The sequence below is a fragment of the Gordonia hydrophobica NBRC 16057 genome (assembly GCF_001592365.1).
Lineage (GTDB): Bacteria > Actinomycetota > Actinomycetes > Mycobacteriales > Mycobacteriaceae > Gordonia > Gordonia hydrophobica.
In genome coordinates this window covers 124,302-150,514 of record NZ_BCWU01000001.1, presented here as the reverse complement: position 1 = coordinate 150,514, position 26,213 = coordinate 124,302, and the positions used below count along the sequence as shown (strand labels likewise).

Below are 26,213 nucleotides of genomic sequence, written 5' to 3'. Positions count from 1 at the left end.
TTGCGTTCAGCGAGGACGTCAGGCCGACGCGCCGACCTCGACCGCGGGAACATCGGTGCGGATGAGGTGGTCGAACGCGCTCAGCGCAGCGGTCGCACCGGCACCGGCAGACACGATGATCTGCTTGAACGGGGTCGTCGTGCAATCGCCGGCCGCGAAGACGCCCGGCATCGAGGTGCGGCCGTGATCGTCGACGACGATCTCGCCGCGGGCGCTCAGCTCCACCGCACCCTCGAGCCATTCGGTGTTCGGCAGCAGACCGATCTGGACGAAGACGCCTTCCAGTGCGAGCTCATGCTCGTCGCCGTCGGTCCGATCCTTGTACACCAGCCCGGTCACCTTGCCGCCGTCGCCGCGGACCTCGGTGGTCATGGCGTCGACGAGAATGTCGACATTGGGCAGGCTGCGAAGCTTGCGCTGAAGGACGTCGTCGGCGCGCAGCTTCGAATCGAACTCGATGAGGGTGACGTGCGAGACCACACCCGCGAGGTCGATCGCGGCTTCGACGCCGGAGTTGCCACCGCCGATCACTGCGACACGCTTGCCCTTGAAGAGCGGGCCGTCGCAGTGCGGGCAATACGTGACGCCCTTGTTCCGATACTCGGCCTCGCCGGGCACGTCCATCGCACGCCACCGTGCGCCGGTGGACAGGACGACCGTCCGCGACTGCAGCGTCGCGCCGCTCGCGAGGGCAACGTCGACGAGGCCGGTCTCGGCGTCGATCGACAGGCGCGAGGCGTTCTGCACGTTCATGATGTCGACCTCGTAGTCGCGGACATGCGACTCGAGCTGAGCGGCGAACTTGGGCCCCTCGGTGTGGCTCACGGAGGTGAAGTTCTCGATGGCCATGGTGTCGAGCACCTGCCCACCGAACCGCTCCGCCACGACGCCGGTCCGGATTCCCTTGCGGGCCGCGTAGATCGCGGCCGTCGCACCGGCCGGGCCGCCGCCGACGACGAGGACGTCGAAGGGGTCCTTCTCATCGATGGTCGCTGCGGCACGATCGGCGGCGCCGGTGTCGATCTTGCCGACGATCTGCTCGAGGCTCATGCGACCGGAGTCGAAGAGCTCACCGTTGACGTACACGGTCGGCACCGCCATCACCTGGCGGGCGTCCACCTCGTCCTGGAACAGCGAACCGTCGATGGCGGTGTGCGAGATCCGCGGGTTCAGGACTGCCATCAGGTTCAGCGCCTGCACCACGTCGGGGCAGTTCTGGCACGACAGCGAGAAGTACGTCTCGAAGTGGAAGTCGCCGTCGAGGTCGCGCACCTGCTGAAGCAGGTCTGCGGCCTCCTTCGACGGGTGTCCGCCGACCTGCAGCAACGCCAGGACCAGCGAGGAGAACTCGTGACCCAGCGGGATGCCTGCGAACTGCACGCGGATGTCGGTGCCGGTGCGGCGGATCTCGAACGACGGCGTGCGCGCGTCGGCGCCGCTGCGGTCGTGGGTGATCAGCGCGGACATGCCCGCGATCTCGTCGAGCAGGTCGCCGAGTTCAACGGACTTGGCGCCGTCGTCGAGGGTGGAGACCAGCTCGATCGGCTGCGTGACGTTCTCGAGCAGGGACTTCAATTGGTTTGCGAGCGCGGTGTCGAGCATGGTTTTCCGTTCCTTCCAGAAGTTGTCGATGCGGGCGGCAGCGAAGCGGTGGTGCGGGACGTCCCGCACCACCGCCCGCGCGCGAGCGTCAGATCTTGCCGACGAGCTCCAGCGACGGCGCGAGGGTGTCTTCGCCCTCTTCCCACTTGGCCGGGCAGACCTCGCCCGGGTGCGAGCGCACGTACTGCGCGGCCTTGACCTTGCGCACGAGCTCAGAAGCGTTGCGGCCGATGCCCTCTGCGGTGACCTCGGTGAACTGAACGACGCCGTCCGGGTCCACCAGGAAGGTGCCGCGGTCGGCCAGGCCCTGGTTCTCGCGGAGAACCTCGAAGTCGGTGCTGATCTGCAGGGTCGGGTCACCGATCATGGCGTACTTGATCTTGTTGATGGTGTCCGACGAGCCGTGCCATGCCTTGTGCGTGAAGTGCGTGTCGGTCGAGACCGAGAAGACCTCGACGCCCAGGCGCTGCAGCTCGTCGTAGTGGTCGGCGAGGTCGCCGAGCTCAGTCGGGCAGACGAAGGTGAAGTCGGCCGGGTAGAAGTAGAACACTGCCCACTTGCCCTTGATGTCCTCGTCCGAGACGGTGACGAAGTTGCCGTCCTTGAAGGCCTCGGCCTTGAAGGGCTTGATCTGCTTGTTGATGAGCGACATGTACTTCCTCTTTCGTCGGGGTATCGATTGAGACAACCTGACAGTAGGTCGGATTGATTGATCGGTCCAATCAATGTGTCTTACTTCAACAATTGGGTTCACCTATCAGTGCAGGCAGTCTCGATATCCACGTCGAAGTACCCGTCGAGTGATAATCGACACACCCGGCAGCACTGCGCCGCAACGGGTTTCGGCATCTGTCGAAGACCGGCGGACCGGTGGGATCAGCCGACTATGTCCTCGCGTCGCCCGACCACAGTGACCCGCCCGCCATCACCGGGATCCGGGTCGGGAAGCACGCCGTCGGGGTCGATCAGATAGAGGTCGTGACCGTCGAGCGTGAGGCGCGCAATCGCCTCCAGCAGCATGCGTCGGGCGACGTCGCCGATCGAGCCGACCCGGATCAGGCTGATCGCGAACCGCTTCTGCGTCGGCGGCGTCTCTTCGAGGTCACGGAGCACGCGTTCGGCCCCGGCGAACCGGATGGAGCCCTGGAGCGAGACCACCTCCACCGCCAACCGGCCATGACCGAAGACCCGACGACTGCGCACCACCGACGGTCCGGGCGGCGGCACCTCCATCAAATGCATGCCCATGTCCGAGGTGAACCGTTCGAACAGCGCAACGCCTCGGACGCTGTTGCCGCGGACGTCCAGTCGTGGCGAGAACGTCGCGATCCCGGCCTGCCCGGGAAGGGCGCCGATGAGCCCACCGGCGACTCCACTCTTCGCGGGGATGCCGACCCGCGTCATCCAGTCGCCGGCACCGTCGTACATCCCGCAGGTGGCCATCACGCTCAGCGTCTGACGCACCACGGCCGCAGGGACGACCGGCCGTCCGGTCCGCGGGTTGACGCCCCGGTTCGCGAGCGTCGCCGCCATCAGCGCGAGGTCCTCCACCGTGACCAGCAGCGAGCACTGACGCGTGTAGCCGCTGACCGCAACCAGCGGGTCCTCCTCGATGATGTCGTTGGCGCGCAACAGATTCGCGAGTGCTCGATTGCGGTAGGCCGTCGAGATCTCCGAGGAGAAGACCGCGTCGTCGACCTCCAAACGACGGCCGGCGAAGGCGCTGAGCCCGTCGATGATCCGGTCGCCGCGCTCCTGCGGTGTGGCCCCGCGTGGACCGGCGAGCGTATGCGTGGTGATCGCACCGGCATTGATCATCGGGTTGAGCGGCCGACCGGTCTCCGGCTCCAGCGAAAGGTCGTTGAAGGCGTCCCCGCTCGGTTCCACACTCACTTTCGCGAGCACCTCGTCGAAGCCGCGATCTGCCAACGCGAGCGCGTACACGAAGGGCTTCGAGATCGACTGGATGCTGAACGCCGCGTCGACGTCGCCCTGCGAGTACAGCCGCCCGTCCTCGGTGCAGAGCGCGGCCGCGAGCCGGTTCGGGTCGGCGCTCGCCAACTCGGGAATGTAGTCGGCCGTGGCCCCGGACTGGTCGGCTTCGACCGAGCTCAGGGCTTCGGCAAGGTAATCAGGAATTGGAGAGCGCACATCGCGCAGCGTACGTGGTACCTGTTCGCGCTGCCCGCCGCTCGGTGAGCAAAACGATCAGAACGCGACTTACGAGCACAAGAGTGACTGTGACGACGATTACTCAGAAACTGATTCTGAAGTCCACATCACCTGATGCGGAACAGACACGAGAATCGAGACGACGATGCTGGTAGCCCTCGGCCTGGGGATGGTGGCCACGTTCATGTACCTGATCATGACCAAGCGTGCGACTCCGGTTGTCGCGCTCATCTTGGTTCCGACGGCGTTCGGCTTGTTCGCCGGCGCCGGACTGGGGCTGAGCGACATGATCACCGACGGCATCAAGGAACTCGCGCCCACGGCCGCGATGCTGTTCTTCGCGATCGTGTTCTTCGGGATCATGATCGACGTCGGCTTGTTCGATCCGATCGTTCACCGCGTGGTCCGACTGGTCCGCAACGACCCCGCTCGGCTCGTCGTCGGCACCGCGGTCCTGGCCTCCGTGGTCTCGCTCGACGGCGACGGTTCGACGACCTTCATCATCGTCACCTCCGCGCTGCTCCCCCTCTATCTGAAACTCGGCGTCAGCCCCGTCGTGTTGACGGTGACCGCGGGCCTGGCCAACGGCACGATGAACATCCTCCCATGGGGCGGTCCCACCGCCCGTGCCGCCGCCGCGCTGAACGTCGATGCCGCCGACGTGTTCGTGCCGATGGTGCCGTCGCTGATCGCGGGCATGCTGGTGGTGCTGGCCTTCTCCTACCACCTGGGCGTGCTGGAACGACGCCGGATCGGCCGCATTGAGGTCCGTGAGTCCATTCTGGTCGGCGCAGGCGCCCGCTACTCCTCCGGCGGCGGGTCGTCGAACAACGAGTCCGGCAACGACCGTCCGTCGCACGGCGGCTCCACCGGCGGCGGCTCCGACGACGCGCTCGAGGGCGAAGCCTTCTCGGGTGTGCTCGATCCGAACCGCGCGACGCTCCGCCCTCGCCTGCTCTGGGTCAACGCTGCACTGACCGTCGCGCTGCTCGCCGTCCTCGGCGCCAACGTCGTCGCCATCCCGGTCCTGTTCATGATCGCTGCGGGTCTGGCCTTGGTGATCAACTTCCCGCACGTGAAGGAGCAGCAGGCAGCGATCACCCGGCACTCGTCGTCGATCGTCTCGGTGGTCGCCATGGTGCTCGCCGCCGCGGTGCTGACCGGAGTCTTCACCGGCACCGGCATGGTCGATGCGCTCGCACACTGGCTGACCGGCGCCATCCCGGACTGGATGGGTCCGCACCTGGCGATCGTCACCGGTCTGCTGTCGATTCCGTTGACCTTCCTGATGAGCAACGACGCCTTCTACTTCGGCGTGCTGCCGGTCCTGTCGGAGACCGCGTCCAAGTACGGCATCGATCCGTCGGAGATCGCCCGCGCCTCGATCACCGGTCAGCCGGTGCACATGCAGAGTCCGCTGGTTCCGGCGATCCTGCTCCTGGTCGCGCTGGCGGCCGTGCCGCTGGCCGATCACCACAAGAAGGTGCTGTGGCGGGCCGCCGTGGTCTCGGTGACGATGCTCGGTGTCGGAGCACTCATCGGCGCGATTCCGTTCTGATCGCCTGCACCAACCACCTACGCTGACATCCATGTTCACCGCCTTGCGCCCGGTCCGACGGACCGGGCGCTTGTCGTTGGGATCACGGGTGCTGATCCTTCAGATCGTCGTCCTGACTGTCAGTCTCGGCGTCGGATTCGGATGGCACATCAGCACCGTCGACGACAGCCTGCGTGACGAGTACGCGAAGCGGGCACTGGCGATCTCGCAGACCGTGGCCGACGATCCCGACGTCCGGGTGCTCCTGGCGGGCTTGCAGGGCCCCCATCTCGACGCCGCCGCCCTGCGCTCGGGCACCCTCCAGCGCGAGGCCGTGGCGGTGGCACAGAGCACCGGAGTGCTGTTCGTGGTCATCGCCAACCGGGACGGCATCCGCGTCGCCCACCCCGATCTGGAACGGCTCGGAGAACATGTGTCGACCGACGCCACCGATGTGCTGCACGGCGAGGACGTCCTCGACACCGATCGGGGCACGCTCGGCCAGTCGGTCCGCGGCAAGGCCGCGGTCCGCGACGTCGACGGGACCGTGATCGGCTTCGTCAGCACCGGCATCTCCACCGAACGGGTGCGGGCCGCCACGCGACGCGACATCCGGATCGTGCTCGGATTGGCCGGCGTCGCGCTCGCCGTCGGTGTGCTCGGCTCCGCGCTCCTCGCGCGACGGTGGCGGCGTCTGACGCTGGGACTGCAGCCCGACGAGCTCGTCGATCTGGTCGGTCAGCAGCGCGCGGTCCTGCACGCGCTGGCTGACGGGGTCCTTGCCGTCGACCGGCACGGTCGTCTGAAGACGATCAACGATCGAGCGCGTCTGCTCCTCGGTGTGGACGCCCCGCTGGGTGCCCGCGCCGACGAGTTGGGTCTCCCCGAACGCCTGCGCCGACTCCTCGACGACGAGGAGCACTCCCTGGTCTCGGCGACCGTCGGCGATCGCATCGTGCTGGCGTCGTCGCGCCGGATCGAGGCCGACGGCCGCGATCTGGGCATGCTGCTGTCGGCCATCGACCGCACCGACGTCGAAGCTCTGACTCAGGAGCTCGGTTCCGTCCGTGCGATGAGCGAGGCCTTACGAGCACAGCGGCACGAGACCGCGAACCGCTTCCACGTCCTCGCCGGGCTGTTGCGCCGGAACCACGTCGACGAGGCGGTCGATTACCTGACGGAGATCGCAGGCCTTCGCGGGCGCGGGAGTCTGGTCGGATTGAGCAATGTGCATGAGCCGCACCTGGAAGCGTTTCTCGATGCGAAGGCCACGTTGGCCCGGGAACGACGCGTCCAGCTCACGCTCGGTCCGCAGACCTGGGTCGACGGCTCGCTCACCGATCCGGTGGCCGTCACCACCGTGGTCGGCAATCTGCTCGACAACGCGCTCGACGCTGCGGCGCCGGATGCGAGTGCACCGGACGGTCGGGTCGACGTCGAACTCGTCGTCGACGGTGAGACTCTGTGGGTGACGGTCGCCGATTCCGGCGCGGGCATCGTCTTCGAGCGCCCCGATGACGTCTTCCTCGACGGGATGACGTCGAAGGACGGTGCGGCGGTCCCGGGCGGTCGCGGCATGGGACTGACGCTCGCCCGGCAGCTGTGTCGTCGAGGTGGCGGCGACGTGCGCGTCGCCCATCCCGGCGGCGCGTCGTCGGACCTGGGCGGGGCCGTCTTCGTCGCCGAGATGCGGCAGACTGTGAAGGAGCGGGAAGGCAGTGAGTGAGGCGATGGACGAGATCCGAGTCTTGATCGTCGACGACGACTTCCGCGTGGCGCAACTGCACGCCTCGATCGTCACGGCCTTGCGCGGGTTCCGCGTCGAAGCGCAGGTCGGCAGCTGTGCGGCCGCCCGCGAAGCCGCCGCCGACGGCGCTGTCGACCTCGCCCTGCTCGACGTGTATCTGCCCGACGGATCCGGAATCGATCTGGTGTCCGAGCTCGGCTGTGACAGCTTCGTCGTCGGCGCCGAATCCGGCGGCGACGCGATCCGTCGCGCGATGCGCTCGGGCGCGTTGACCTACTTGATCAAACCGTTCGACGACACCGAACTCGCCCGCCGACTCGCCGGCTACGCGCACTATCGCAGACTCCTCGCCGAGCCCGATGTGGACCAGCAGCGGGTCGACGAGGCGTTGGGCGCGATGCGCTTCGCGCAAGGCGGCCGCGATCGCGGCGATGCGTCGTCGCCGACGGCCACCCGGATCCTCGAGTTGTTCACCGATCCGGACGTGGTGCTGTTCGCCGACGAGGTCGCCGAGCAGGTGGGTGTCGCAGCGCCCACGGCTCGACGCCATCTGGCGCATCTGACCACGGCAGGCAAACTGCGGATGACCCTGCAGTACGGCGGCACCGGTCGCCCGCGCCAGGAGTATCGGCTGGCTTGAGCCCCGTGTCCACTGATCGGCCCAACCCTGCGCAGAACAGTCCAAACCACCTGAAACGCACCTGATTTCCTCGTACATTCGGCAGTATCCACCACACCACGAACTGCTCGGCCGTCCGTCGGAGAACAGACCCCGTTCGCGACGCCGACGGAAAGCGAGAGTCCGTGCACCCATCGCGCACTGTCATAATCATCGGCGCCGTTTGCGTCCTCGGCGCAAGTGTCCTCACTGGATGTGGATCCGACGAGACTCCTAGTGAGACCGCAAGCGCACCGACACCCGTCACCATGACGGTCACCGAAACGACAACCGCGACAGCCGAGTCGGCCACGATGACCGCCACCTCGACGATCGATGACGAGCCGCCGACAACGACCTCGAATACCCCGGCCGCTCGAACGACTCCGGCGACCACCGGCCAAAGCCTCACCGCGTCGGAGCGCAACGCAGTCGCGAAAGCTCGCGAGTATCTTGCGATCTCCGCATTCTCACGAAGTGGGCTGATCGAGCAGTTGGAGTACGAAGGGTTCAGCACCGGCGATGCCACCGTCGGCGTCGACTACCTCAGCACCGATTGGACCGAGCAGGCCAAGAAGAAAGCGGCCGAGTACATGAGCATCTCCGCGTTCTCCCAGCAGGGACTCGCCGAGCAACTCGTCTACGAGGGGTTCTCCCAGACCCAGGCTGCCGCAGGGGCCGCAAGCCAGTTCTGACCCCGGTCGACGCGGTGCCGAGACCACCCATGCCGACCGAATCTGCGCTCCTGCGTCACACGCTCGGGTATATTCCGCGAGACTGACTCGCGACGCGGTTCATGAACCGTTCTCGCTGTCGCGCCGACGCACAAGGTGAGGATTGCGCCATGAGCCAAGGTACAAAACGCAATTGGGTCTGGACCGACGGTGGAACATGGATCGGTGCGTTCACGGTCGGCTCTGCGCTGTTCGCCTGGGCGGTCCTCTCGCTCCCGGTCGATGGCGCTGCGCGCGGCGCCCTCCTGGTGATAGGCATCGTCGCGATCGCAGCCGCCTGCCTGTTCGGCCGGACTCACGCGATCGAACACGCGCGACTCCCCTCGTTGGACATGACGCCACGAACCGCCCAGGTGCGGGAGGTCCGCGGCATCCAAGACGCCGACCATCCCTACGAGCATGCGGCCAGAAGAATCATCGTCGATTACGCCGGAGCCGACGGACGCACCCACCGCGCCTGGCTGGGCGATCTCATCCACGAGACGTCGATCGATCCGTTCACGCCCGGAAGTACCTGGCAGGTCCACACATTCGACGATCCGGCACTGGCCGATGCCACAGTCCTGCTTGCCGCGGCGCACGACGACGTGGTCCGCGGCGGGTTCATGCTCGACGGCGTAGCCGGAATTCGCGGGTTCTCCAGTTTTCACGCCCCCGCGCCAGGATCACCCTTTCTCCACGGGAAGCGGGACTTCGCAGGATGAACGCGCAGATCTGATCCGCCCCACCTCCTCCGAGGTCACGCCACCGTCAGGTCCGCTTCGGTGGCGGCGCGCACGTCGTCGACGCTCACGCCGGGCGCCAGTTCACGAAGGACGAGCCCTGCGTCGGTCACGTCGATGACCGCGAGATCGGTGATGATCCGGTTGACCACCTTGCGACCGGTCAACGGAAGGGTGCAGGCAGGCACCACCTTCGACGATCCGGAACGGTCCGTGTGCTCCATGACGACGATCACGCGGGATGCACCGTGAACCAGGTCCATCGCGCCGCCCATGCCCTTGACCATCTTGCCGGGCACCATCCAGTTCGCGAGGTCGCCCGTCGCCGACACCTGCATGCCGCCGAGGACCGCGGTGTCGATGTGGCCGCCGCGGATCATGCCGAACGACAGCGCCGAATCGAAGAACGCGGCGCCGGGTTCCACCGTCACGGTCTCCTTGCCCGCGTTGATGAGGTCCGGGTCGACGGTGTCGACGGACGGGTAGCCGCCGGTGCCGAGAATCCCGTTCTCCGAGTGCAGGACCACGTTCACCGACGAGTCGAGGTAGGTCGGAATCAGCGTCGGCAGCCCGATGCCGAGGTTCACGTACTCACCGTCGATCATCTCGGCGGCGGCGCGCTGGGCCATCTGATCGCGGGTCCAGCCCCGGGTGATCGATGCGGTCATTATGCGGCTCCTTCGGTCGCGACGGTCAGCTTTTCGATCCGCTTGTTCTGCGGTCCGCTCTCCACGATGTGTTGGACGAAGACGCCGGGGATGTGGACGTCAGCCGGATCGATCACGCCCGGTTCCACGAGTTCCTCCACCTGCGCGATGGTGATGCGTCCGGCCATCGCCGCGAGCGGATTGAAGTTCTGCGCAGTCTTGTCGAAGACGAGGTTGCCCTCGGTGTCGCCGAGCCGTGCGTGCACCAGCGCGAAGTCGGCGGTGATCCCCCGCTCCATCACGTACTCGCGGTCGTCAAACACGCGCGTCTCCTTCACCGGCGACGCGACGTCGATCTCACCGTCCGGCCGATACCGCCACGGCATACCGCCCTCGGCGACGAGCGTTCCCACGCCTGCGGGCGTGAAGAACGCGGGAATTCCGGCGCCGCCCGCACGCAGACGTTCGGCCAACGTACCCTGAGGCACCAACTCCACCTCGAGCTCGCCTGCGAGGTACTGGCGAGCGAACTCCTTGTTCTCGCCGACGTACGACGCCGTGACGCGGACGATCCGACGGTCCTGCAGCAGCAGGCCGAGTCCGTAGTCGTCGACGCCGCAGTTGTTGGAGAACACTTCCAACCGGTCGACGCCACGCTCGCACAGCGCCTCGATCAGTGCGTCAGGGACGCCGCACAGGCCGAATCCGCCGACCGCCAATGTTGACCCGCTGGTGATGGCGCCGACCGCATCGGCCGCCGTTGCACAGACTTTCCTGGACAAATCCTTCGTCCCTTCCTCCGGTAGACAGACACGCTCCGTCGCGAGTTCGAGTGTGTCTTTCCGCACGTCAGAGATTCAAGAGGGACGCGATGATCTCTCTATGGACGACCAGTGAATGGCTCTTGCGTTCATTGAATGAACGTCTTAACGTCGTTGGCGTGACCGCTTCAGACAGATCAGGACAGGGCGTCGCACGCGTCGCAGCCCTCTTGCGTGCCATCGGCTCACGGTCCGACGCGGCGTCGACGACCGCGCTCGCGACCGACGCCGGGCTCGCTCGTCCGACCGCTCATCGGCTCCTCAGTGCAATGGCGTCGGAGGGGCTCGTCGATCGGGACAACAAGACCGGCAACTGGTCGTTGGGCCCCGAGCTCTACCTGCTCGGCGCCACCGCTGCGGCCGCCTACGACATCCGTGACGACGCCCAGGACGTGCTCGATCGCCTTTCGGGCGAGTCGGGCGAGTCGGCGTTCCTGAGTGCCAGACGCGGTGACGAGACGGTGTGCATCGCTGCGCAGGAGGGCAGTTTCCCGGTGCGGTCGCACGTCCTCTACGAAGGCATCCGCTTTCCGCTCGGCGTGGCGTCGGCGGGATTGGCGATCCTGAGCCATCTCCCCGATCGCGACGTGGACCAGTACCTGGCCCGCGCCGACCTGCACGCGAAATGGGGCGACGTCCACTCCGAGCCGGCGCTGCGTGCTCGGATCGACAAGACCCGCCTCGACGGCTATTCGACCAACCCCGCGCTCCTCGTCGAGGCGAGTTGGGGCATGGGTGCGGCCGTGTTCGACGCCGACGGACGTCCCGCGTGGGCGTTGAGCCTCACCGGGGTCGAGGCCCGATTCCAACCCGATCGACGACACTTTCTCGGACGCCTGCTGCTAGAACAGGCGCACGAGCTGACACGACGTCTCGGACGCCGCGAGACGGCTCCGCGGTTCCCCTGATCCACAGCCCAGGGAAACCGCGGTCGGCCGACGCCGAAACGAAAGCGAATTGCGACTATCCGCGGGCCATGCCGAGCAGCGCGAACGGATCGAGGTCCTCGATCTGTGCGGCGTAGCGACGGGTCATCGCGGTGACCACCTCCGACGGCTGCATGACGGTCGGGACGCACATCCAGAAGAAGCCGTGGAGACTGTGGCGGCGGTACTCCTCCCACACCTCGTCGTCGGTCAGCCGCGGCCCACCGGCCGCCGCGAGTGCGTCGCGATAGTGCGCGAGCAGTGCCCGCTCGTTATCCCGCCGGTCGTCGGGCTCCAAGGCTGAACCGAGGAAGTACGCGACATCGTGTGCCCACGGAGCGAGGCAGGCGGTCTGCCAATCGAGGTACGCGGTCCGACCGCCGGGAAGGCGATAGAGCTGACCGGTGTGCGCGTCGCCGTGATTGATGACGTGGGTCGACGCGTCGTCGTACTCCCAGAGCTTCGCGAACGCGGCCCGGACGTACTCGCCGTCGCGCATATGAGCGGGGAGATCGGGAACCTCCTCGCGCTCGGTGAGCGGTCCGAACATCTCCGGACTGAGCATCACCTGGAACGCCTGGCGAGCCGCTTCCACCCCGACCGGCAGCCAATCGAACCGGCCCGGCTTGGATCCCCAGGTCTCCCCGTGGAGTCTCGCGAGCAATTCGAGCGTTTCACTCGCCGCATCGACGCCCCAGACGTCGACGCCGTTGCAGAACTCCGCCCCGCGCTGCGAGAGGTCTTCCATGATGACGATCCCCTGATCGTGCTCACTCGCCGCGTAGAACCCCCGCGGATGCTCCACCGTCAGTTCGGGTGAGAGATCGCGGAAGAAGGCTCCTTCGAGTTCATAGGCGCTACCGAGCCCGAACGCGCGGCTGCGTTCGTCGAAACCGCCCTTGATGCAGAGATGGTCGGGCAGGCCTTGGGGGTCGCCGTCGAACGTCAGGCGGACGAAAACCTTCGTCGCCGAGCCCCAGATGATTCGTTCGACGTCGAGTCCGCTGACGCGCACTCCTGGTCGATCGACGGAGAGGGCGGCAGTGATCCAGTCGGCTGTAATGCCGTCGACATCGCGAATGAGGAGGTCAGTTGATGCGTTCATGAGCACGACCATACAGAGTGTTTAGATATGGTGTCAATCACATTTCGCATGCGGATTCACGCCTCGTCGTACGCGTTCCCGGGCCCCGACGAGCATTGTCCGAGGCGTCGAGCACTGTGGCCGCATGGGAGTGAACAATCAGGCGAAGCGAGCTGCCAAGGCCAAGCAGCGTGCGCGGGAGCAGCACCACCGTCGCCCCGGCATGGCCGGCTCGCATCGACCGGGGTGCGTGAGGCGTCGGGATGTCGCGCATAGGTTCAGGACCAGCAGCTGACGTGGGACGACGCACTGGATCCGATGCTCGACCTGCTGGCCGCACTGGGTTCACTGCCGCCCCTCCCGGTCATCTTGCCCGCTCCTGGGGAATGGAATCCGCACGTGGACGCCGCACGCAGTGTCGACGACCGCATCCTCCAGAAGGTCCGCGGGCTTCTCACCAAGGCCGAGTCGACGGCCTCACCTAGATCGGGTTCGCCGCGGACCTCGGTTCCGTCGAGCTGCTGAGCACCTCGCTGCGCTTCCAGGCGAACCGCTCCATGCCCGCCGAGGGGTCCCGGCGATATCGCGACGGCGGTTCCCGGACCCGATCGTTCCTCATCGCCTACGGAATCCGCATCGGCGAACGCTTGCGCGAGGCGTCGAGCGAGACCGAGTCACGCGTCGACGCCGAGCACAACGAACGGTTGCTGCCCGTGCTCGCCGCCCGCGACGACGACGTCGCAGCGTACACCGAGGAACTCGTTCCACACGTCAAGGCGAACTCGATGAACATCTCGGACCGCGAAGGCTACGGCGCAGGCCGCCGCGCTGCCGACGAAGCGCACATCGAGATCCGAGACGCGATCGCGGATTGATCGAAAACACGACCGGTGCGCGCACTCGCCCTCGCACCCCCTCCACTACGGTCCATCAAGCGCCTTCTGCATAGCCTCACAACAGTGGTCGAGGTCTGCGAGCTGGTCGCTCGTCAGGGGATCAACGAAGAACCGACGCACTGTTGCGACGTGTTCCGGCGCCGCTTCTTGGATCTTTTCCCAGCCGGCGTCGGTCAGACTGGCGTTCGTGTAACGACCGTCGTCCGGCGACGGCGCTCGGGTGACCCATCCGTGATCTTCCAATCGCTTGACCACATGCGAGAGTCGTGACAGCGAACCGTTTGTGAGCACGGCGAGGTCACTCATCCGAGCGGTGCGCCCCGGAGACTCCGACAGCCCGGCGAGCGCCAGGTACTCGTACCAGTTCAGGCCCGCATCACGGCGCAACTGAGCATCCAACTCCTGCGGCACACGAACCAACAGGTGGGAGAACTTCAGCCAGACAGCGAGTTCAGCAGGACTCAACCACGGCGACTCGTCACTCATGACACATGATCTTAGCAATGACTTGAATCTTCAACTACTTGGTGCTTTCATGATGACTTGAAGGTTCAAGTTGTCTGTCGGAAGGGCCAACCATGCCTCGCATCGCCATCATCGTCGGAAGCACCCGCCCCGGGCGCATCAGTCCGAAAGTCGCCCAGTGGGTGCACACAGTCGCGTCTTCGCGCGACGACGCCGAATTCGAAATTCTCGACCTCGCGGACTTCACCCTGCCCATTTACGACGAGCCACTCCCCCCGTCGATGGGGCAGTACACCCACGATCACACCCGGGTCTGGAGCGCGGCGATAGCCGGGTTCGACGGCTTCGTGTTCGTCACTCCCGAGTACAATCGAAGCATTCCCGGTGTGTTGAAGAACGCGATCGACTACCTCAGTGCCGAATGGGCGAACAAGGCGGCCGGATTCGTCGGCTACGGAGTGGTCGGCGGCGCTCGCGCCCTCGAACACCTTCGACTCGTCCTGGGCGAGCTACGGGTCGCACCGGTGCGCGATGCCGTCTGTCTCTCGCTCTTCGACGACTTCACTGACTTCACAGACCTCACGCCGCGCGAGGTGCAGGTGACAGCCCTGGAGACGATGCTGGACGACGTCGTCGCGTGGTCCCGAGCGCTGGCGTCACTCCGCACGCCACAGCACGCCGAGACGGCGGTCTGATCCGGTGAACACCAGCATTCCCGCAGAGGGCCCGACGACACTGGTCCTCGGCAGTAACGGCACGACGGGGAGCCGAGTGCTCGAGCGGCTCCGGCGGCGTCACGTCCCGGTGCGCATCGGATCCCGTCGTGGCGAGCCACCGTTCTCATGGACTGACGAATCCACATGGGTCGCCGCACTCCATGAGATCGATCGCGTCTATGTACTCCATCCCCTGATCGGAGCACCCGACACCGCCGATCAAGTGGCGCGATTCTCCACGAAGGCAGCGGCGGCGGGGGTATCGCGCCTCGTCCTGCTCACCGCGCATGGTTACGACGAGTCGCCCGAACAGCAAGCCGTTGAGTCAGCGGGCACCGAATGGACGATTGTTCGCCCCAGTTGGTTCGCTCAGAACTTCGACGACGATTTCATGGGGTTCCGGACACTGCTGCGCGATGGAAACCTCACCCTGCCATTTCGGCACGCCGCCTTCGCCTTCGTCGACGCCGACGATATCGCAGACGTCGCCGTCGCGGCCTTGACCGAATCCGGTCATCACGGCAAGGCCTACGACGTCACGGGACCTGAGTCCCTCGATTATTTCGAAGTGGCCGAACGATTCTCGCAAATTCTCGGACGCTCGATCAGGTACACGCCGGTGACGTCCGAGCAGTTCGTTGATCGCATGAGCGACCTTGGATCTCCAAGCGATCCCGGTGCCGTGTTCGCCGCTGACGACGACGTTCGCGAAGCTGTCGCTCACGGTGTGAACGAAGCGCTCGGCCACCCCCCGAAAAGCCTCGATTCGTATATCACCACGATGGCGGCAACCGGAGTCTGGAATCCGGCAGCAGACTGACGAAGCAATAGTCCGCTATCACCCCGCCGATTGTTGCGGGCATTCGCGACGCACGAATGCCCGCGACAATCCCCGCCTCGAGAGCCGGCAACATCACAGGGTCATCCGGATGAGTTCGTCGCCCGCGTGCCGGACATCATCGTCACTCTCGTCGCCGCACGCGCGCCCCGACGCCAGACCTTCGGATGCGCGTCGGACGATGCGTGCGAGAGTGGGGTCGAAACCATCGGCCAGGAATTGCTTGCTCAACCAATTCTGGTGCTCACGTTCGAGTTCGGACGCTCCCGGGACCCCTTCGAGTCCGATCCAGAACGGCATCGCGCTGAGGAAACCGGGGAGGTCACTGCCGCTGAGACAAAGGGTGCGTACATAGGCGCGCAGCATCTTGCCTGGACAGTTCTCGGAGAGGTCCAGATTCGCTTGCACCTCGGCTTCCAGCCTGGCCTGCAGGTCGCGAAGCACTTCCAGGAGCAGGGCATCACGGGACGAGAAGTGGTGCAGGAGTCCGCTCTTGGAGACCTTCGCCTCGGTGGCAACGTCCGCAACGGTTACGCTGCCCCCCTTGCGTAAGAGCAAGTCGGCAGCCGCATCGAGGATGGCACGACGTGTGCGCTCTGTGTTCCTCGTTGCTGGGCGTTCGCTCATGTTCGGCTCCCACATCATCGACTGTCCCCACAGAATAGGCCCATTCGGTCTGAACAAGTCGACCCGCCGGACTGTCTGACCGACCACCGCGACGCGCACGTCCCCGAGACCTCTAGGCCCGCCTGCACCCGGGAATAATCGGACTCTAAATACTATTGTACCGACTAGATAGTCGGTTGAGGCGATGTCATCGCATCCTCAACTATCACCACGCGCCCCCGAAATGGAGTTTGCATGAGAGTCCCGACGGATCCCGGTCAGTTCGAGTTCGGTTTGAACTCGTTCGGAGAAGTGGCCACTGACAACCACCGCACACTCAGTGATGCCGAGACGGTGCGACTCCTGGTGGAGGAAGCAGAACTGGCAGAGTCTGCCGGCCTGGATGTCTTCAGTATCGGAGAGCACTATCGGGAGGACTATGTCGATACGGCAACCCCCGTACTACTGGCGGCCGCTGCGCAGGCGACGAGCACCATCGGACTCGGAACCTCGGTCACCGTCTTATCGACACAGGATCCGGTCCGCCTATACCACGAGTTCTCAACGGTGGATGCCATCTCGAATGGACGTACCCAACTCGTTCTGGGTCGCGCCAGCGTGCTCGATGCCTTCTCCCTGTTCGGGTACGAGATCGCGGAGTATCACGAGTTGTTCACGGAGAAACTCGACCTGTTCCTCCAACTCATGCGGACCGAGCGAGTCACCTGGTCGGGCAAGTACCGCAGCCCCTTATCCGATGCGTACCTGCGTCCCCGGATGCCCGACGGCGGCATCCCGACGTGGATCGGGATCGGGGGAAGTCCGGAATCAGTGCTCCGCGCTGCCGAACACGGCCTACCACTGATGATGGCTGTGATCGGCGGCCGGCCAGAACGGTTCGCGAGGCAAGCACAGTTGTACCTGCGCGCACTCGACGAGTTCGGCCGACCGGAACTGCCGATCGGCCAGCACTCTCTCGGACTCGTCGCCGCCACCGATGACGAAGCCGCGGAACGATACTGGCCGTTCTGGGAACGGATGATCACCGAAGCACACGAGTCGAACGGCTGGTTTCGACCCAGCAGAAAACGCTACCGCCAAGAGATCGACACCGGTGCATTATTCGTCGGGTCGGCCGAGACCGTCGCACAGAAGATCGCATCGATCGCCCGGTCGAATCATCTGTCTCGATTCGACCTGAAGTACGACGCAGTCGGCATGCCCCGGCAATCACGAGAGGACAGCATCCGGCTGTTCGGCGAGTCGGTCGCGCCGCGGGTGCGCGAATTGCTCGCCGACAGCAACGAGGTCACCGGCACACACGGAGGAACCCATGCAACCCAGTGACAACATCCAGTTCGGTTTCCAATTCTTCGGCGACCGGACACGCGATGACAATGACAACCTGATCACCTATGCGCAGGCCATTCGCAACACCGTAGACCTGGCAGTGCTGGCCGAAGACGTCGGCATCGACGCGATCGGCTTGGGCGAGCACCATCGCCACGAGTACGCGATCTCCACACCGGAGACCGTGCTCGCCGGAATCGCGACGAGAACCGATCGCATCCGGCTCGGCTCAGCGGTCACGGTGCTCTCAACGGATGATCCCGTGCGCGTCTTTCAACGGTTCGCCACCGTCGACGCCCTGTCGAACGGTCGCGCGGAAGTGATGCTCGGCCGAGGCTCCTTCACCGAGTCGTATCCCCTGTTCGGCTACGATCTGGCGAACTACGAGGTGCTGTTCGAGGAGAAGATCGACCTCTTCAATCGTCTGCTCGACGAGCAACCGGTGACGTGGGAAGGAACCATGCGCGCCCCGCTGCACGCTGCCGATGTGTTCCCCAAGACCGAAAGCGGTCGACTGGACACCTGGGTCGGCGTCGGAGGTTCTCCCCAATCGGTCCTTCGCACGGCGCGCTACGGCTTTCGTCTGATGCTTGCGGTGATCAGTGGACCGCCGCAACGCTTCGCCCGATACACGGAGCTCTATCGGAGAGCCGCTGAAGAGTTCGGCCAGGTTGCACACCCCATCGGCATGCACTCCCCCGGGCTGATCGCCGACACCGACGACCAAGCTAAAGAGATCTTCTTCGATCACTACAAGAAGGATCACGACCAGATCGCCCGCGAACGCGGGTGGCAGCCCATGCACCGTGCGGACTTCGACCGGGAGATCACCTACGGCTCTTTGTATGTCGGCTCTCCGGAGACGGTGGCACGAAAGATCGTCCACGCCGTCCGCGCACTCGGCCTGGGCCGCTTCGACCTGCCGATGGCCACCGCGATCCCGACCAGCGCGCTGATGCGCTCAGTGGAGCTCTACGGCACCAAGGTGATCCCGATGGTGCGCGACATGCTCACCGCGCACACCGAGCCAGGAAGACTCCGATGATGGCCACCAATCAGACCACGATCGGGATTCTTGGCGCAGGCAAAGTCGGCACGGTGCTGGCGCGACTCGCTGTGGGCGCGGGCTACCGCGTGCTCATCGCAGCTTCGGGAGATCCGGTCGACATCGCGCTGACGGTAGACGTACTCGCCCCGGGTGCCACCGCGGTGTGGTCCGCGGAAGCGGCACGGACAGCGGACGCGGTGATCCTGGCACTTCCGCTCGGAAAATACCACACTGTTCCACGCGAGCACCTTTCCGGAAAACTAGTCATTGACGCCATGAACTACTGGCTGGAAACCGACGGCGTCCGGGACGATCTCAGCGATCCACGCACCTCCACCAGCCACGCGGTGCAGGATTTCCTCGCAGACTCGCGCATCGTCAAAGCCTTCAACCATATGGGCTATCACGACCTCGAGGACGAGGCTCGTCCGTCGGGTTCGGCAGTTCGCAAAGCCGTCGCCATCGCCGGCGACGATCCCGCCGACGTCGCGGAGGTCGCCTCGATCGTCGACGCATTCGGCTTCGACCCCCTCGCGATCGGCAGGCTCGACGCTGGAACTGCGCTCCAGCCGGGGCATCCGGCATTCGGCGCCAATCTCGGTCTCGACGAGCTCTCGGCACTACTCGATCCGCGGCCAACCGCGTCGCGCTCGTCTTCATCCGCGGCGACATCGCATCCCTCGCCGACGGCACAACAGATGGTGAGCCGCGGAGACTACCCCTCAATACCGTCCCGCTGAATGGTCAGGCCGTCGGGCTCCCCCACAGCAATCCACCACCGCGCTCGCATCACGAATCGACACAGCCGCGCCCACTATCGACCATCAAGACAGAATAGCCGTCCATTTGGTCTGCTAAAATTTGGAATAACGAGAGGAGAACCAGTGGTATGAAATCCGAGGTCAACACCACAGTCCCCGATACAGACGGGGTCGGCGATCAGCCCCAATCACTCGCCAAGGAGAGCCTCGATCTCATCGGCCAACTGGGCTCACGAGCGACTATTCTCCAGATCTCGTCGGGATTCTGCGCCCCGTGCCGAGCCACTCGACTCCTGCTGAAACGCGTCGTCGACGCTGAACCCGGAGTGCATTACGCGGAGATCGACCTCGCCTTTCACCCAGAGCAGGCAGAACGCTTACAGATTGTCGACATCCCGACGGTCTTCTTCCTCAGTCCTCAGGGCACAATCCTCTCCCGACTCGTCGGCGTCCCCCGGCTGGCTGCCGCCCGGGCCCTGCTCCACAAAGTAGCTCCCTCCACGTGATCGGCATTCGTCATCATTGTGCACACACGACGAAGCCCCCTTCGGCATCATCCGAAGGGGGCTTACATCTGCGTTCCTCTGTGGAGCTAAGGGGACTCGAACCCCTGACCCCCACACTGCCAGTGTGGTGCGCTACCAGCTGCGCCATAGCCCCGTGTTCACTTGTACGCACCAGATTGTTTGCCTCTCTGAGTGCGCTAGCTAAATTACCCCACGCGCGTGGGGGGACCAAATCGGCTGGTCGGCGACCCGAGCGCAGAGATGCGCCGCCGTCAGGATCGTTTGATCGTCATGCCGGTCATTCCGCCGATCGAACCGGTCACGGTGATCACCTGACCGCCCGGTCGCTCCGGCGCTCCCGCCTTGTCCTTGATCGACGACCACCCGGTCTTGACGACCGACTGATACCGGATCTCCTGATCCGAACCGAGGCGGACTCGGACGGTGGAGGCCGTGACCTGCAACTGTAGTTCGACCGACGGCGCGGTGAACGTGGCCAGGCGATAGTCGATCTCGAAGGTACCCATCTGCCCGGTCAGAATCATCTTCGCGGGCACCGTCCACGAACCCTTGCGACGATGCGTATCCCACTCCGCCGCGATCGTCTCCGGGGTCAGATCCACCGACGCGGCGGCACCGACGACGGGTGCGTCCGGGAACAACGTCTGCGCGTTCGGCAGGTCCGCCACCACTCCTCTGAGGTCGCCGCGCGTCCGTGCCTCGTAGACGACGCCGGAGCGCTGCTCGAACTCGGTGATGTCGAGATAGCCCTGGGAGAAGGAATCGTTGATCAGCCCGATCGCACGCTCCCGCTCGGGATGGCCCACGCGGACGTCGTCGTCTGGGTGTTCGGCGCTCACGCCCGCCACTCTACGAGAAAGCGCGGCCCGCGGGTGCCATCGACCTACGCCGTGGGGCGATCCCCGGCAATGATGTCGTCGAGCCAGCCGGTGCCCGCGGTGATGTTCTCCACCTGTTTACCCGCCAGGAGCACCGTCGGCGTCGCGACCTGCCCCTCGGTGGAGTTGTTCAACTGCCCCTTCGACGCGTCGGCCATGCTGCGCGCTTCGTCGACCAATGTGCCCGACGCGATGCACTCACGGCTGGTCGGGCCGGCCCCGGAGGCGACCGCGAGATCGGCGATCTGTTGATTGTTCAGGTCGTCGTTCCACCGCTCGAACAGCGCCGAATGCAGCTTCCAGAACACCTCGCGGTCGTCGTTGCGGGCCACGCACAGCGCCGCGCCTGCGGCACGCGACGAGTAGTCGCCGGAGTCCGACGCCCCGTCCAGGAAGTTCAGCATGTGGTAGCGCGCACGGATCTTGCCGTCGATGACGTTCTGCCGAATCGCTGCGCTCGACTGCTTCTCGAACTCGCTGCAGTGCTCGCAGTGGAAGTCCTCGAAGATGTCGATCGTGATCGGGGCGGCCCGGTCGCCGACGATGAACGACGCGTTCTCGGCGAGGACCTTGTCGTCGACCGGCGGATACGACTTGTTGTTCATCCAGATGAAGCCGCCGACCACCAACGCGATCACGACCACGAGTCCGATGCCGAGATACAGGTACGACGACGCCCCTGCCGCCTGCGGCTGATAGTCGGGATTCTCGCGCGGTTTCTTGCCGTTGGTCACGCTGTCGACTGTAGCGGGGTTCGATCCCCTTACCCGCCGAGCACCGAATCGACCAGCGACTGCGCCTCCGCCTGAACCTGCGCCAGGTGGTCCGCACCGCGGAACGATTCGGCGTAGATCTTGTACACGTCTTCGGTGCCGGACGGCCGGGCGGCGAACCAGGCGTTCTCGGTGGTGACCTTCAACCCGCCGATCGCGGCGCCGTTGCCGGGCGCCTCGGTGAGGATCGCGGTGATCGGCTCCCCTGCGAGCTCCGAGGCGCTGACCTGGCTCGCGGACAGCTTCGCCAGACGCGCCTTCTGCTCGCGGTCGGCAGGTGCGTCGATCCGGGCGTACGCGGTCTGGCCGAACTGCTCGGCGAGGTCGACGTACCGCTCCGACGGCGTCTGCCCGGTCACCGCGAGGATCTCACTGGCGAGCAGATTCATGATGAGGCCGTCCTTGTCGGTGGACCACGGCCGACCGTCGAAGGTCAGGAACGACGCTCCGGCGCTCTCCTCGCCGCCGAAGGCGATGGTGCCGTCCAGCAGCCCGTCGACGAAGTATTTGAACCCGACCGGCACCTCCACCAGCGGGCGACCGATGCCGGCGGCGACTCGATTGATCAGCGACGACGACACCAGCGTCTTTCCGATGGCCGACGCTTCGCTCCAGCCGTCACGGTGGGTGAACAGATAGTCGATCGCGACGGCGAGGTAATGATTCGGGTTCATCAGCCCGGCGTCCGAGGTGACGATGCCGTGCCGGTCGGCGTCGGCGTCGTTGCCGGTCGCGATGTCGTACGACTCGCGGGCGGCGATCAACGACGCCATCGCGTTCGGCGAACTGCAGTCCATCCGAATCTTGCCGTCGGTGTCGAGCGTCATGAACCCGAACGCGGGATCGGTGTCGGGATTGACGACCGTCATCGAATCCAGCGCGTAGTAGTCCTTGATCTCACCCCAGTAGGCGACCGAGGCGCCGCCGAGCGGGTCGGCGCCGATCTGCACGTCCGCGGCGCGGATCGCGTCGATGTTGACGACCTCGCCCAACGCGGTCACGTACTCCCCGAGGAACGGGTAGTCGATCACCAGCTCGGAACTGCGGGCGCGCTCGAACGGAACGCGCTGGACGTCGAGGAGGCCGCCTTCGAGGATCGCGTTGGCGCGCGCGGCGATGGACGCGGTGATGTCCGAGTCCGCGGGTCCGCCGCTCGGCGGATTGTACTTGAAGCCGCCGTCGGCGGGAGGATTGTGCGACGGCGTCACCACGATCCCATCCGCCTGGACACCCGGATTCTCCCGGTTGAAGCGGAGGATCGCGCGACTGACGGCCGGGGTGGGCGTGAACTGGTCCTCGTCGGCGGTGAAGACCGAGACGCCGTTGCCGACCAGGACCTCCAGCGCGCTGCGCCATGCCGGAATCGAGAGCGCATGGGTGTCGAAGCCGATGAAGACCGGTCCCTCGATCCCGGCCTTCTCGCGGTGCTCGGCGATCGCCTGCGTCATCGCCAGGACGTGCGCCTCGTTGAACGCACCGTCGAGGCTCGACCCCCGGTGCCCGGACGTGCCGAACACGACGCGCTGATCCGGGTTCGCCGGATCGGGCTTGATCTCGTAATAGGCCGACTCGACCGCCGCCACGTCGATGAGATCGTCAGCGGTCGCGGGGGTGCCTGCTCTCGGATGCGCCATAGCCTCAATTCTGCCACCACGACCAGTTCGACACCGGTCCGACGACCGAACGACGCGGTCCCCGCGCCGTGACGAAACCTGGCTATTCTGGCCACAACTCATCCCTGACATCGAGAGCGACGACATCGTGTTCCTCAACGCCCTCCTGGCACCGATCCGCAGCGCGACGGCACCCGACCTCGTGGTCCTGGTCCTGCCCGGCGGCACCGACTTCAGCTATCGCCGCTTCTCGCCGTTGCAGGGCTCCGCACTGCGGATGTATCCGTTCACCGCCTCGATCCAAGCCCGCTTCGGCACCCGGGTCCGGGTGAAGCAGGCGCAGTACCGCGTCTACGGCTGGAACGGCGGCCAGGCGAGTCCGATGCCGCACGCTCGTGCGGCCCTCGAGGCGCTCGCCGACGAGCATCCCGGAGTCCCGATCGCCGTCATCGGCCATTCGATGGGCGGCCGGATCGCCGCGCAACTCGGCGACGACGAGCGCGTCACCGATGTCCTCGCACTGGCGCCGTGGTGGCAGTTCGCCGACTGGCGGCAGATCCACGACGGCGTGCGGGTGCGCGCGGTCCACGGCGACGCCGACACCGTCACCCGCGCTCCGCGCACGGCGAAGGGCATCGCCGAACTGGTGGCCCGCGGTGTCGACGCCGACTACCTCGCGATCCCCGGCGGTGGTCACCCGATGCTCGATCACGTCGGCGTCTGGCAGGGCAGCGCTCTGCGTTTCGTCGCCGACGCGTTGGAGCGGTCCGCAGCATGACCGTCCCGGTTCTGCAGGCCTCCGGACTCGCTCGGTCGTTCAACGGGCACTATGCGGTCACGGCCGCCGACGTCGCGCTGCACGCAGGTCGGGTCACCGGGCTCGTCGGCCCGAACGGTGCGGGGAAGACCACCCTTCTCCTGATGCTCGCGGGGCTGTTGGAACCCGATCGCGGCACCATCACGTTCGACGGCGCGGCCGTCGAGCACGCGAGACTGCGGGCCGCCACCGGCTGGATGCCCGACACGTTCGGCACGTGGGAGTCGTTGACCCCGCGCGAGATCCTCGTGGCCTTTGGCAGGCTCTACAGACTGTCGGCCCGCGACGGCGACGGCCGCGCCCGCGAGCTCCTGGCTCAGGTCCACCTGGAGGCGTTCACCGATGCTCCGGCGTCCGGCCTGTCCCGCGGCCAGAAGCAGCGCCTCGGCCTGGCCCGGGCCCTGATGAACCGCCCGCGCATCCTCCTGCTCGACGAACCCGCATCCGGAATGGATCCACGCTCACGCATCGAACTGCGAATGCTGCTCCGCACCCTGGCCGACGCCGGGACCGCAGTCCTGGTGTCGTCGCACATCTTGTCCGAGCTCGACGAGATGAGCGACGACATCGTCCTGATGCAGGCGGGCGCCACGCAGATTCCGCCGCCTGCCCAACGCGTGTCGTGGCGGATCCGACGCGTCGGTGAACCCGCCGATCGAGCGGTCACCGTCGAACTGCCGGACGACGCCGCAGCGGCGCAGTACCTGGCGCAGTTGATCGCCGCCGGCCATCTGATCGCCGAGTTCACTCGAGTCGGCACTGGTCTGGAACAGGTCTACCTCGGCCTCGACGCGGACAGGACCTGACATGAACCTTGCAGCCGTCACCACTGTCGCCGGTCTGGAAGTCCGGCAGCGGATCCGTTCCACCCGGTGGAAGTGGACACTCGCGATCCTGTTCCTGCTCATCAGCGTGCTCATTCTCGGCACGCTGTATCTGACGGTCGTGATCGCCGACCAGCGGTACGCCTTGTGGGCCGAGTTCCTGTTCGACTACACGCTCGGCCTCATCCTGTTTCTCGGGCTGGCCGCCGCACCCACCATGTCCGCGACGTCGATCAACGGCGACCGCCGCGACGCGACCCTCGCCCTGGTCCAGGCCACGCCGATCACCTCGGCAGAACTGACTCTCGGCAAGCTCCTCGGATCCTGGCTGGCCTCGCTCGCACTCATCGGGGTCGCACTCCCCTACCTGCTGTGGGGCTTGTTCACCGGTCCGGTGTCGATCCTCGCCGGTGTGCTCGGCATCGTCGTCACGGCGCTTCTGCTGGGCTGTTACTGCGGTCTCGGGCTCGGGTTCTCTGCCCTGACCGCACGACCGGCCGCCTCGGCGATGCTCACGCAGGCCACCGTCCTGCTCCTGTTGGTGGGACTCCCGATCGCCTTCGGGATGACCGTTCCGCTGCTGTACCAGGACCACGAGGTCCGGCAGGCGCGGTACGTGTACAACGCGGGCAGCGTGCGCCAGTGCGACGACGCCCCGCGCACCAAGAGCGTCGTCCACACCGAACGAACCTGGTGGTTGCTGCTGCCGAACCCGCTGCTGGTGGTGAGCGACGCTGTCGCGAGCGGCGTGGACCACGAGACGATCGACTCCGTGCGGAGCGCTGCGTCTGTGCCCGCGCTCGGGCAGTCGTTGGCACGATCGGGACCGGATCTCGCCGACCTCCGGTGCTCGCAGTTGGACCAGAGCAGCGACTTCCAGACCATCCGTGACCTCAGCGACCGCCGAGACAAGCGGTACATCGGCCACAACTGGTACCTGGGTCTCCTGGCGAATCTCGTCCTCGGCGCCCTCGGGGTCTGGGTCGCTGTTCGACGACTGCACGTGCCTGCCCGCCGCCTCCCCAAGGGAGTGCGCGTGGCGTAGCGTCGGAGGCGAACTCGGCGAAAGGAGCAACCGTGACAGTCTCTATCGCACGCGTCTACGATGCCCCCGGGGACGGCCGTGTGCTGGTCGATCGCCTGTGGCCCCGCGGGATCAAGAAGGACGACCCCCGCATCGGGCGGTGGCTCAAAGACGCGGCGCCGTCGAAGGAACTCCGCAGTTGGTACCACGCGAACATGGACCAATACGACACGTTCCACGAGCGCTACCTCGCCGAACTCTCCGCTCCCGGCCCAGCCGCCGACGCCCTCGCTGAACTAGTCGACCTCGCCAAGGCCGGCGACCTGGAACTCGCAACGGCGATGAAGGACCCCGCGCAGAGCGAGGTCCCGACGCTGGTCGAGGCGATCGAGGCCGAATTGGCGGGATAGGGCGCGGACGGAGGCGC

Annotated in this window: 28 protein-coding genes and 1 tRNA gene; 17 read left to right on the top strand and 12 right to left on the bottom strand. The window is 65.9% G+C overall.

The window, feature by feature from the left end:
- Positions 1–18: 18 nt before the first annotated feature.
- The 3 genes from ahpF to GH2_RS00715 form a co-directional block, all read right to left on the bottom strand.
- Positions 19–1,602: an alkyl hydroperoxide reductase subunit F gene (ahpF, locus tag GH2_RS00725; protein ID WP_066163202.1), complete on the bottom strand. Its 1,584-nt coding sequence runs from the start codon at positions 1,600–1,602 to the stop codon at positions 19–21.
- Between the two features lie 88 nt (positions 1,603–1,690).
- On the bottom strand, positions 1,691–2,254 hold the full coding sequence (ahpC, locus tag GH2_RS00720; protein WP_066161756.1) for an alkyl hydroperoxide reductase subunit C: 564 nt from the start codon (positions 2,252–2,254) through the stop codon (positions 1,691–1,693).
- Positions 2,255–2,478: 224 nt separating this feature from the next.
- Positions 2,479–3,753: a glutaminase gene (locus GH2_RS00715; protein WP_066161753.1), complete on the bottom strand. Its 1,275-nt coding sequence runs from the start codon at positions 3,751–3,753 to the stop codon at positions 2,479–2,481.
- 166 nt (positions 3,754–3,919) lie between these two features.
- On the opposite strand from GH2_RS00715, the gene GH2_RS00710 reads away from it, so the two are divergent.
- From GH2_RS00710 to GH2_RS21935, 5 genes are all read left to right on the top strand, one after another.
- Positions 3,920–5,332 (top strand): CitMHS family transporter, encoded by a 1,413-nt coding sequence (locus tag GH2_RS00710; RefSeq protein WP_066161750.1) that lies wholly within the window; start codon positions 3,920–3,922, stop codon positions 5,330–5,332.
- Between the two features lie 31 nt (positions 5,333–5,363).
- On the top strand, positions 5,364–7,037 hold the full coding sequence (locus GH2_RS00705; RefSeq protein ID WP_239588500.1) for an ATP-binding protein: 1,674 nt from the start codon (positions 5,364–5,366) through the stop codon (positions 7,035–7,037).
- Between the two features lie 4 nt (positions 7,038–7,041).
- Positions 7,042–7,698, top strand: a complete 657-nt coding sequence (locus GH2_RS00700; RefSeq protein ID WP_066161746.1) for a response regulator — start codon at positions 7,042–7,044, stop codon at positions 7,696–7,698.
- A 287-nt stretch (positions 7,699–7,985) separates the two neighbouring features.
- Positions 7,986–8,411: an Ltp family lipoprotein gene (locus tag GH2_RS00695; protein ID WP_066161743.1), complete on the top strand. Its 426-nt coding sequence runs from the start codon at positions 7,986–7,988 to the stop codon at positions 8,409–8,411.
- A 149-nt stretch (positions 8,412–8,560) separates the two neighbouring features.
- Positions 8,561–9,154, top strand: coding sequence for a hypothetical protein (locus GH2_RS21935; RefSeq protein WP_239588499.1), 594 nt, complete (start codon positions 8,561–8,563; stop codon positions 9,152–9,154).
- Positions 9,155–9,189: 35 nt separating this feature from the next.
- Here the strand turns inward: GH2_RS21935 and GH2_RS00685 are convergent, their stop codons facing one another.
- Both GH2_RS00685 and GH2_RS00680 read right to left on the bottom strand, forming a co-directional pair.
- Positions 9,190–9,840 (bottom strand): CoA transferase subunit B, encoded by a 651-nt coding sequence (locus tag GH2_RS00685; RefSeq protein ID WP_066161741.1) that lies wholly within the window; start codon positions 9,838–9,840, stop codon positions 9,190–9,192.
- Positions 9,840–10,601, bottom strand: a complete 762-nt coding sequence (locus GH2_RS00680) for a CoA transferase subunit A (RefSeq protein ID WP_066161738.1) — start codon at positions 10,599–10,601, stop codon at positions 9,840–9,842. The genes GH2_RS00685 and GH2_RS00680 overlap by 1 nt, the downstream gene beginning before the upstream one ends.
- Positions 10,602–10,759: 158 nt before the next feature.
- Here GH2_RS00680 and GH2_RS00675 point away from each other — a divergent pair, with 158 nt between their 5' ends.
- Positions 10,760–11,548: an IclR family transcriptional regulator gene (locus GH2_RS00675; protein WP_066161735.1), complete on the top strand. Its 789-nt coding sequence runs from the start codon at positions 10,760–10,762 to the stop codon at positions 11,546–11,548.
- Between the two features lie 55 nt (positions 11,549–11,603).
- On the opposite strand, the gene GH2_RS00670 is transcribed toward GH2_RS00675, so the two are convergent.
- Complete coding sequence (locus tag GH2_RS00670; RefSeq protein WP_157085952.1) at positions 11,604–12,671, bottom strand: phosphotransferase; 1,068 nt, start codon at positions 12,669–12,671, stop codon at positions 11,604–11,606.
- 536 nt (positions 12,672–13,207) lie between these two features.
- Between GH2_RS00670 and GH2_RS00660 the strand changes: the two genes are divergently transcribed.
- Complete coding sequence (locus GH2_RS00660) at positions 13,208–13,525, top strand: hypothetical protein (protein WP_066161726.1); 318 nt, start codon at positions 13,208–13,210, stop codon at positions 13,523–13,525.
- Between the two features lie 45 nt (positions 13,526–13,570).
- On the opposite strand, the gene GH2_RS00655 is transcribed toward GH2_RS00660, so the two are convergent.
- The gene (locus tag GH2_RS00655) at positions 13,571–14,032 is read right to left on the bottom strand and encodes a MarR family winged helix-turn-helix transcriptional regulator (protein WP_066161723.1); all 462 of its coding nucleotides are present in this window, start codon (positions 14,030–14,032) and stop codon (positions 13,571–13,573) included.
- Positions 14,033–14,124: 92 nt separating this feature from the next.
- Between GH2_RS00655 and GH2_RS00650 the strand changes: the two genes are divergently transcribed.
- Both GH2_RS00650 and GH2_RS00645 read left to right on the top strand, forming a co-directional pair.
- On the top strand, positions 14,125–14,706 hold the full coding sequence (locus GH2_RS00650) for an NADPH-dependent FMN reductase (protein WP_066161720.1): 582 nt from the start codon (positions 14,125–14,127) through the stop codon (positions 14,704–14,706).
- Between the two features lie 76 nt (positions 14,707–14,782).
- Positions 14,783–15,547: an NmrA family NAD(P)-binding protein gene (locus tag GH2_RS00645; RefSeq protein WP_066161717.1), complete on the top strand. Its 765-nt coding sequence runs from the start codon at positions 14,783–14,785 to the stop codon at positions 15,545–15,547.
- A 93-nt stretch (positions 15,548–15,640) separates the two neighbouring features.
- On the opposite strand, the gene GH2_RS00640 is transcribed toward GH2_RS00645, so the two are convergent.
- Positions 15,641–16,210, bottom strand: a complete 570-nt coding sequence (locus GH2_RS00640) for a TetR/AcrR family transcriptional regulator (protein WP_066161714.1) — start codon at positions 16,208–16,210, stop codon at positions 15,641–15,643.
- Between the two features lie 216 nt (positions 16,211–16,426).
- Here GH2_RS00640 and GH2_RS00635 point away from each other — a divergent pair, with 216 nt between their 5' ends.
- The 4 genes from GH2_RS00635 to GH2_RS00620 all read left to right on the top strand — a co-directional run bounded on the left by GH2_RS00635 (position 16,427) and on the right by GH2_RS00620 (position 19,836).
- Positions 16,427–17,518, top strand: coding sequence for an LLM class flavin-dependent oxidoreductase (locus GH2_RS00635; protein WP_066161711.1), 1,092 nt, complete (start codon positions 16,427–16,429; stop codon positions 17,516–17,518).
- Positions 17,505–18,566, top strand: a complete 1,062-nt coding sequence (locus GH2_RS00630; protein WP_066161709.1) for an LLM class flavin-dependent oxidoreductase — start codon at positions 17,505–17,507, stop codon at positions 18,564–18,566. The genes GH2_RS00635 and GH2_RS00630 overlap by 14 nt, the downstream gene beginning before the upstream one ends.
- The gene (locus GH2_RS00625; RefSeq protein WP_239588498.1) at positions 18,566–19,309 is read left to right on the top strand and encodes an NADPH-dependent F420 reductase; all 744 of its coding nucleotides are present in this window, start codon (positions 18,566–18,568) and stop codon (positions 19,307–19,309) included. Before GH2_RS00630 ends, GH2_RS00625 begins: the two co-directional genes overlap by 1 nt.
- A 149-nt stretch (positions 19,310–19,458) precedes the next feature.
- Positions 19,459–19,836, top strand: coding sequence for a TlpA family protein disulfide reductase (locus GH2_RS00620; protein ID WP_204700954.1), 378 nt, complete (start codon positions 19,459–19,461; stop codon positions 19,834–19,836).
- Positions 19,837–19,917: 81 nt separating this feature from the next.
- Here GH2_RS00620 and GH2_RS00615 read toward each other — a convergent pair.
- From GH2_RS00615 to pgm, 4 genes are all read right to left on the bottom strand, one after another.
- A tRNA-Ala gene (locus GH2_RS00615) sits at positions 19,918–19,990 on the bottom strand.
- Between the two features lie 118 nt (positions 19,991–20,108).
- Positions 20,109–20,696: a DUF1707 SHOCT-like domain-containing protein gene (locus GH2_RS00610; protein ID WP_066163196.1), complete on the bottom strand. Its 588-nt coding sequence runs from the start codon at positions 20,694–20,696 to the stop codon at positions 20,109–20,111.
- A 44-nt stretch (positions 20,697–20,740) separates the two neighbouring features.
- The gene (locus GH2_RS00605; protein ID WP_066161706.1) at positions 20,741–21,469 is read right to left on the bottom strand and encodes a DsbA family protein; all 729 of its coding nucleotides are present in this window, start codon (positions 21,467–21,469) and stop codon (positions 20,741–20,743) included.
- Positions 21,470–21,498: 29 nt separating this feature from the next.
- Entirely contained in the window at positions 21,499–23,142 is a 1,644-nt protein-coding gene (gene pgm / locus GH2_RS00600) for a phosphoglucomutase (alpha-D-glucose-1,6-bisphosphate-dependent) (RefSeq protein WP_066161704.1), read from the bottom strand.
- 127 nt (positions 23,143–23,269) lie between these two features.
- Here pgm and GH2_RS00595 point away from each other — a divergent pair, with 127 nt between their 5' ends.
- Genes GH2_RS00595 through GH2_RS00580 form a run of 4 tightly spaced genes read left to right on the top strand, consistent with a single transcriptional unit; the run spans position 23,270 to position 26,196 of the window.
- Complete coding sequence (locus GH2_RS00595; RefSeq protein ID WP_244885283.1) at positions 23,270–23,899, top strand: dienelactone hydrolase family protein; 630 nt, start codon at positions 23,270–23,272, stop codon at positions 23,897–23,899.
- Positions 23,896–24,744: an ABC transporter ATP-binding protein gene (locus GH2_RS00590; RefSeq protein WP_066161702.1), complete on the top strand. Its 849-nt coding sequence runs from the start codon at positions 23,896–23,898 to the stop codon at positions 24,742–24,744. The genes GH2_RS00595 and GH2_RS00590 overlap by 4 nt, the downstream gene beginning before the upstream one ends.
- Before the next feature lies 1 nt (position 24,745).
- Positions 24,746–25,807: an ABC transporter permease gene (locus GH2_RS00585; protein ID WP_066161699.1), complete on the top strand. Its 1,062-nt coding sequence runs from the start codon at positions 24,746–24,748 to the stop codon at positions 25,805–25,807.
- 32 nt (positions 25,808–25,839) lie between these two features.
- A complete protein-coding gene (locus GH2_RS00580; protein WP_066161697.1) occupies positions 25,840–26,196 on the top strand; it encodes a DUF488 domain-containing protein in 357 nt (118 codons plus the stop codon).
- Positions 26,197–26,213: the final 17 nt, after the last annotated feature.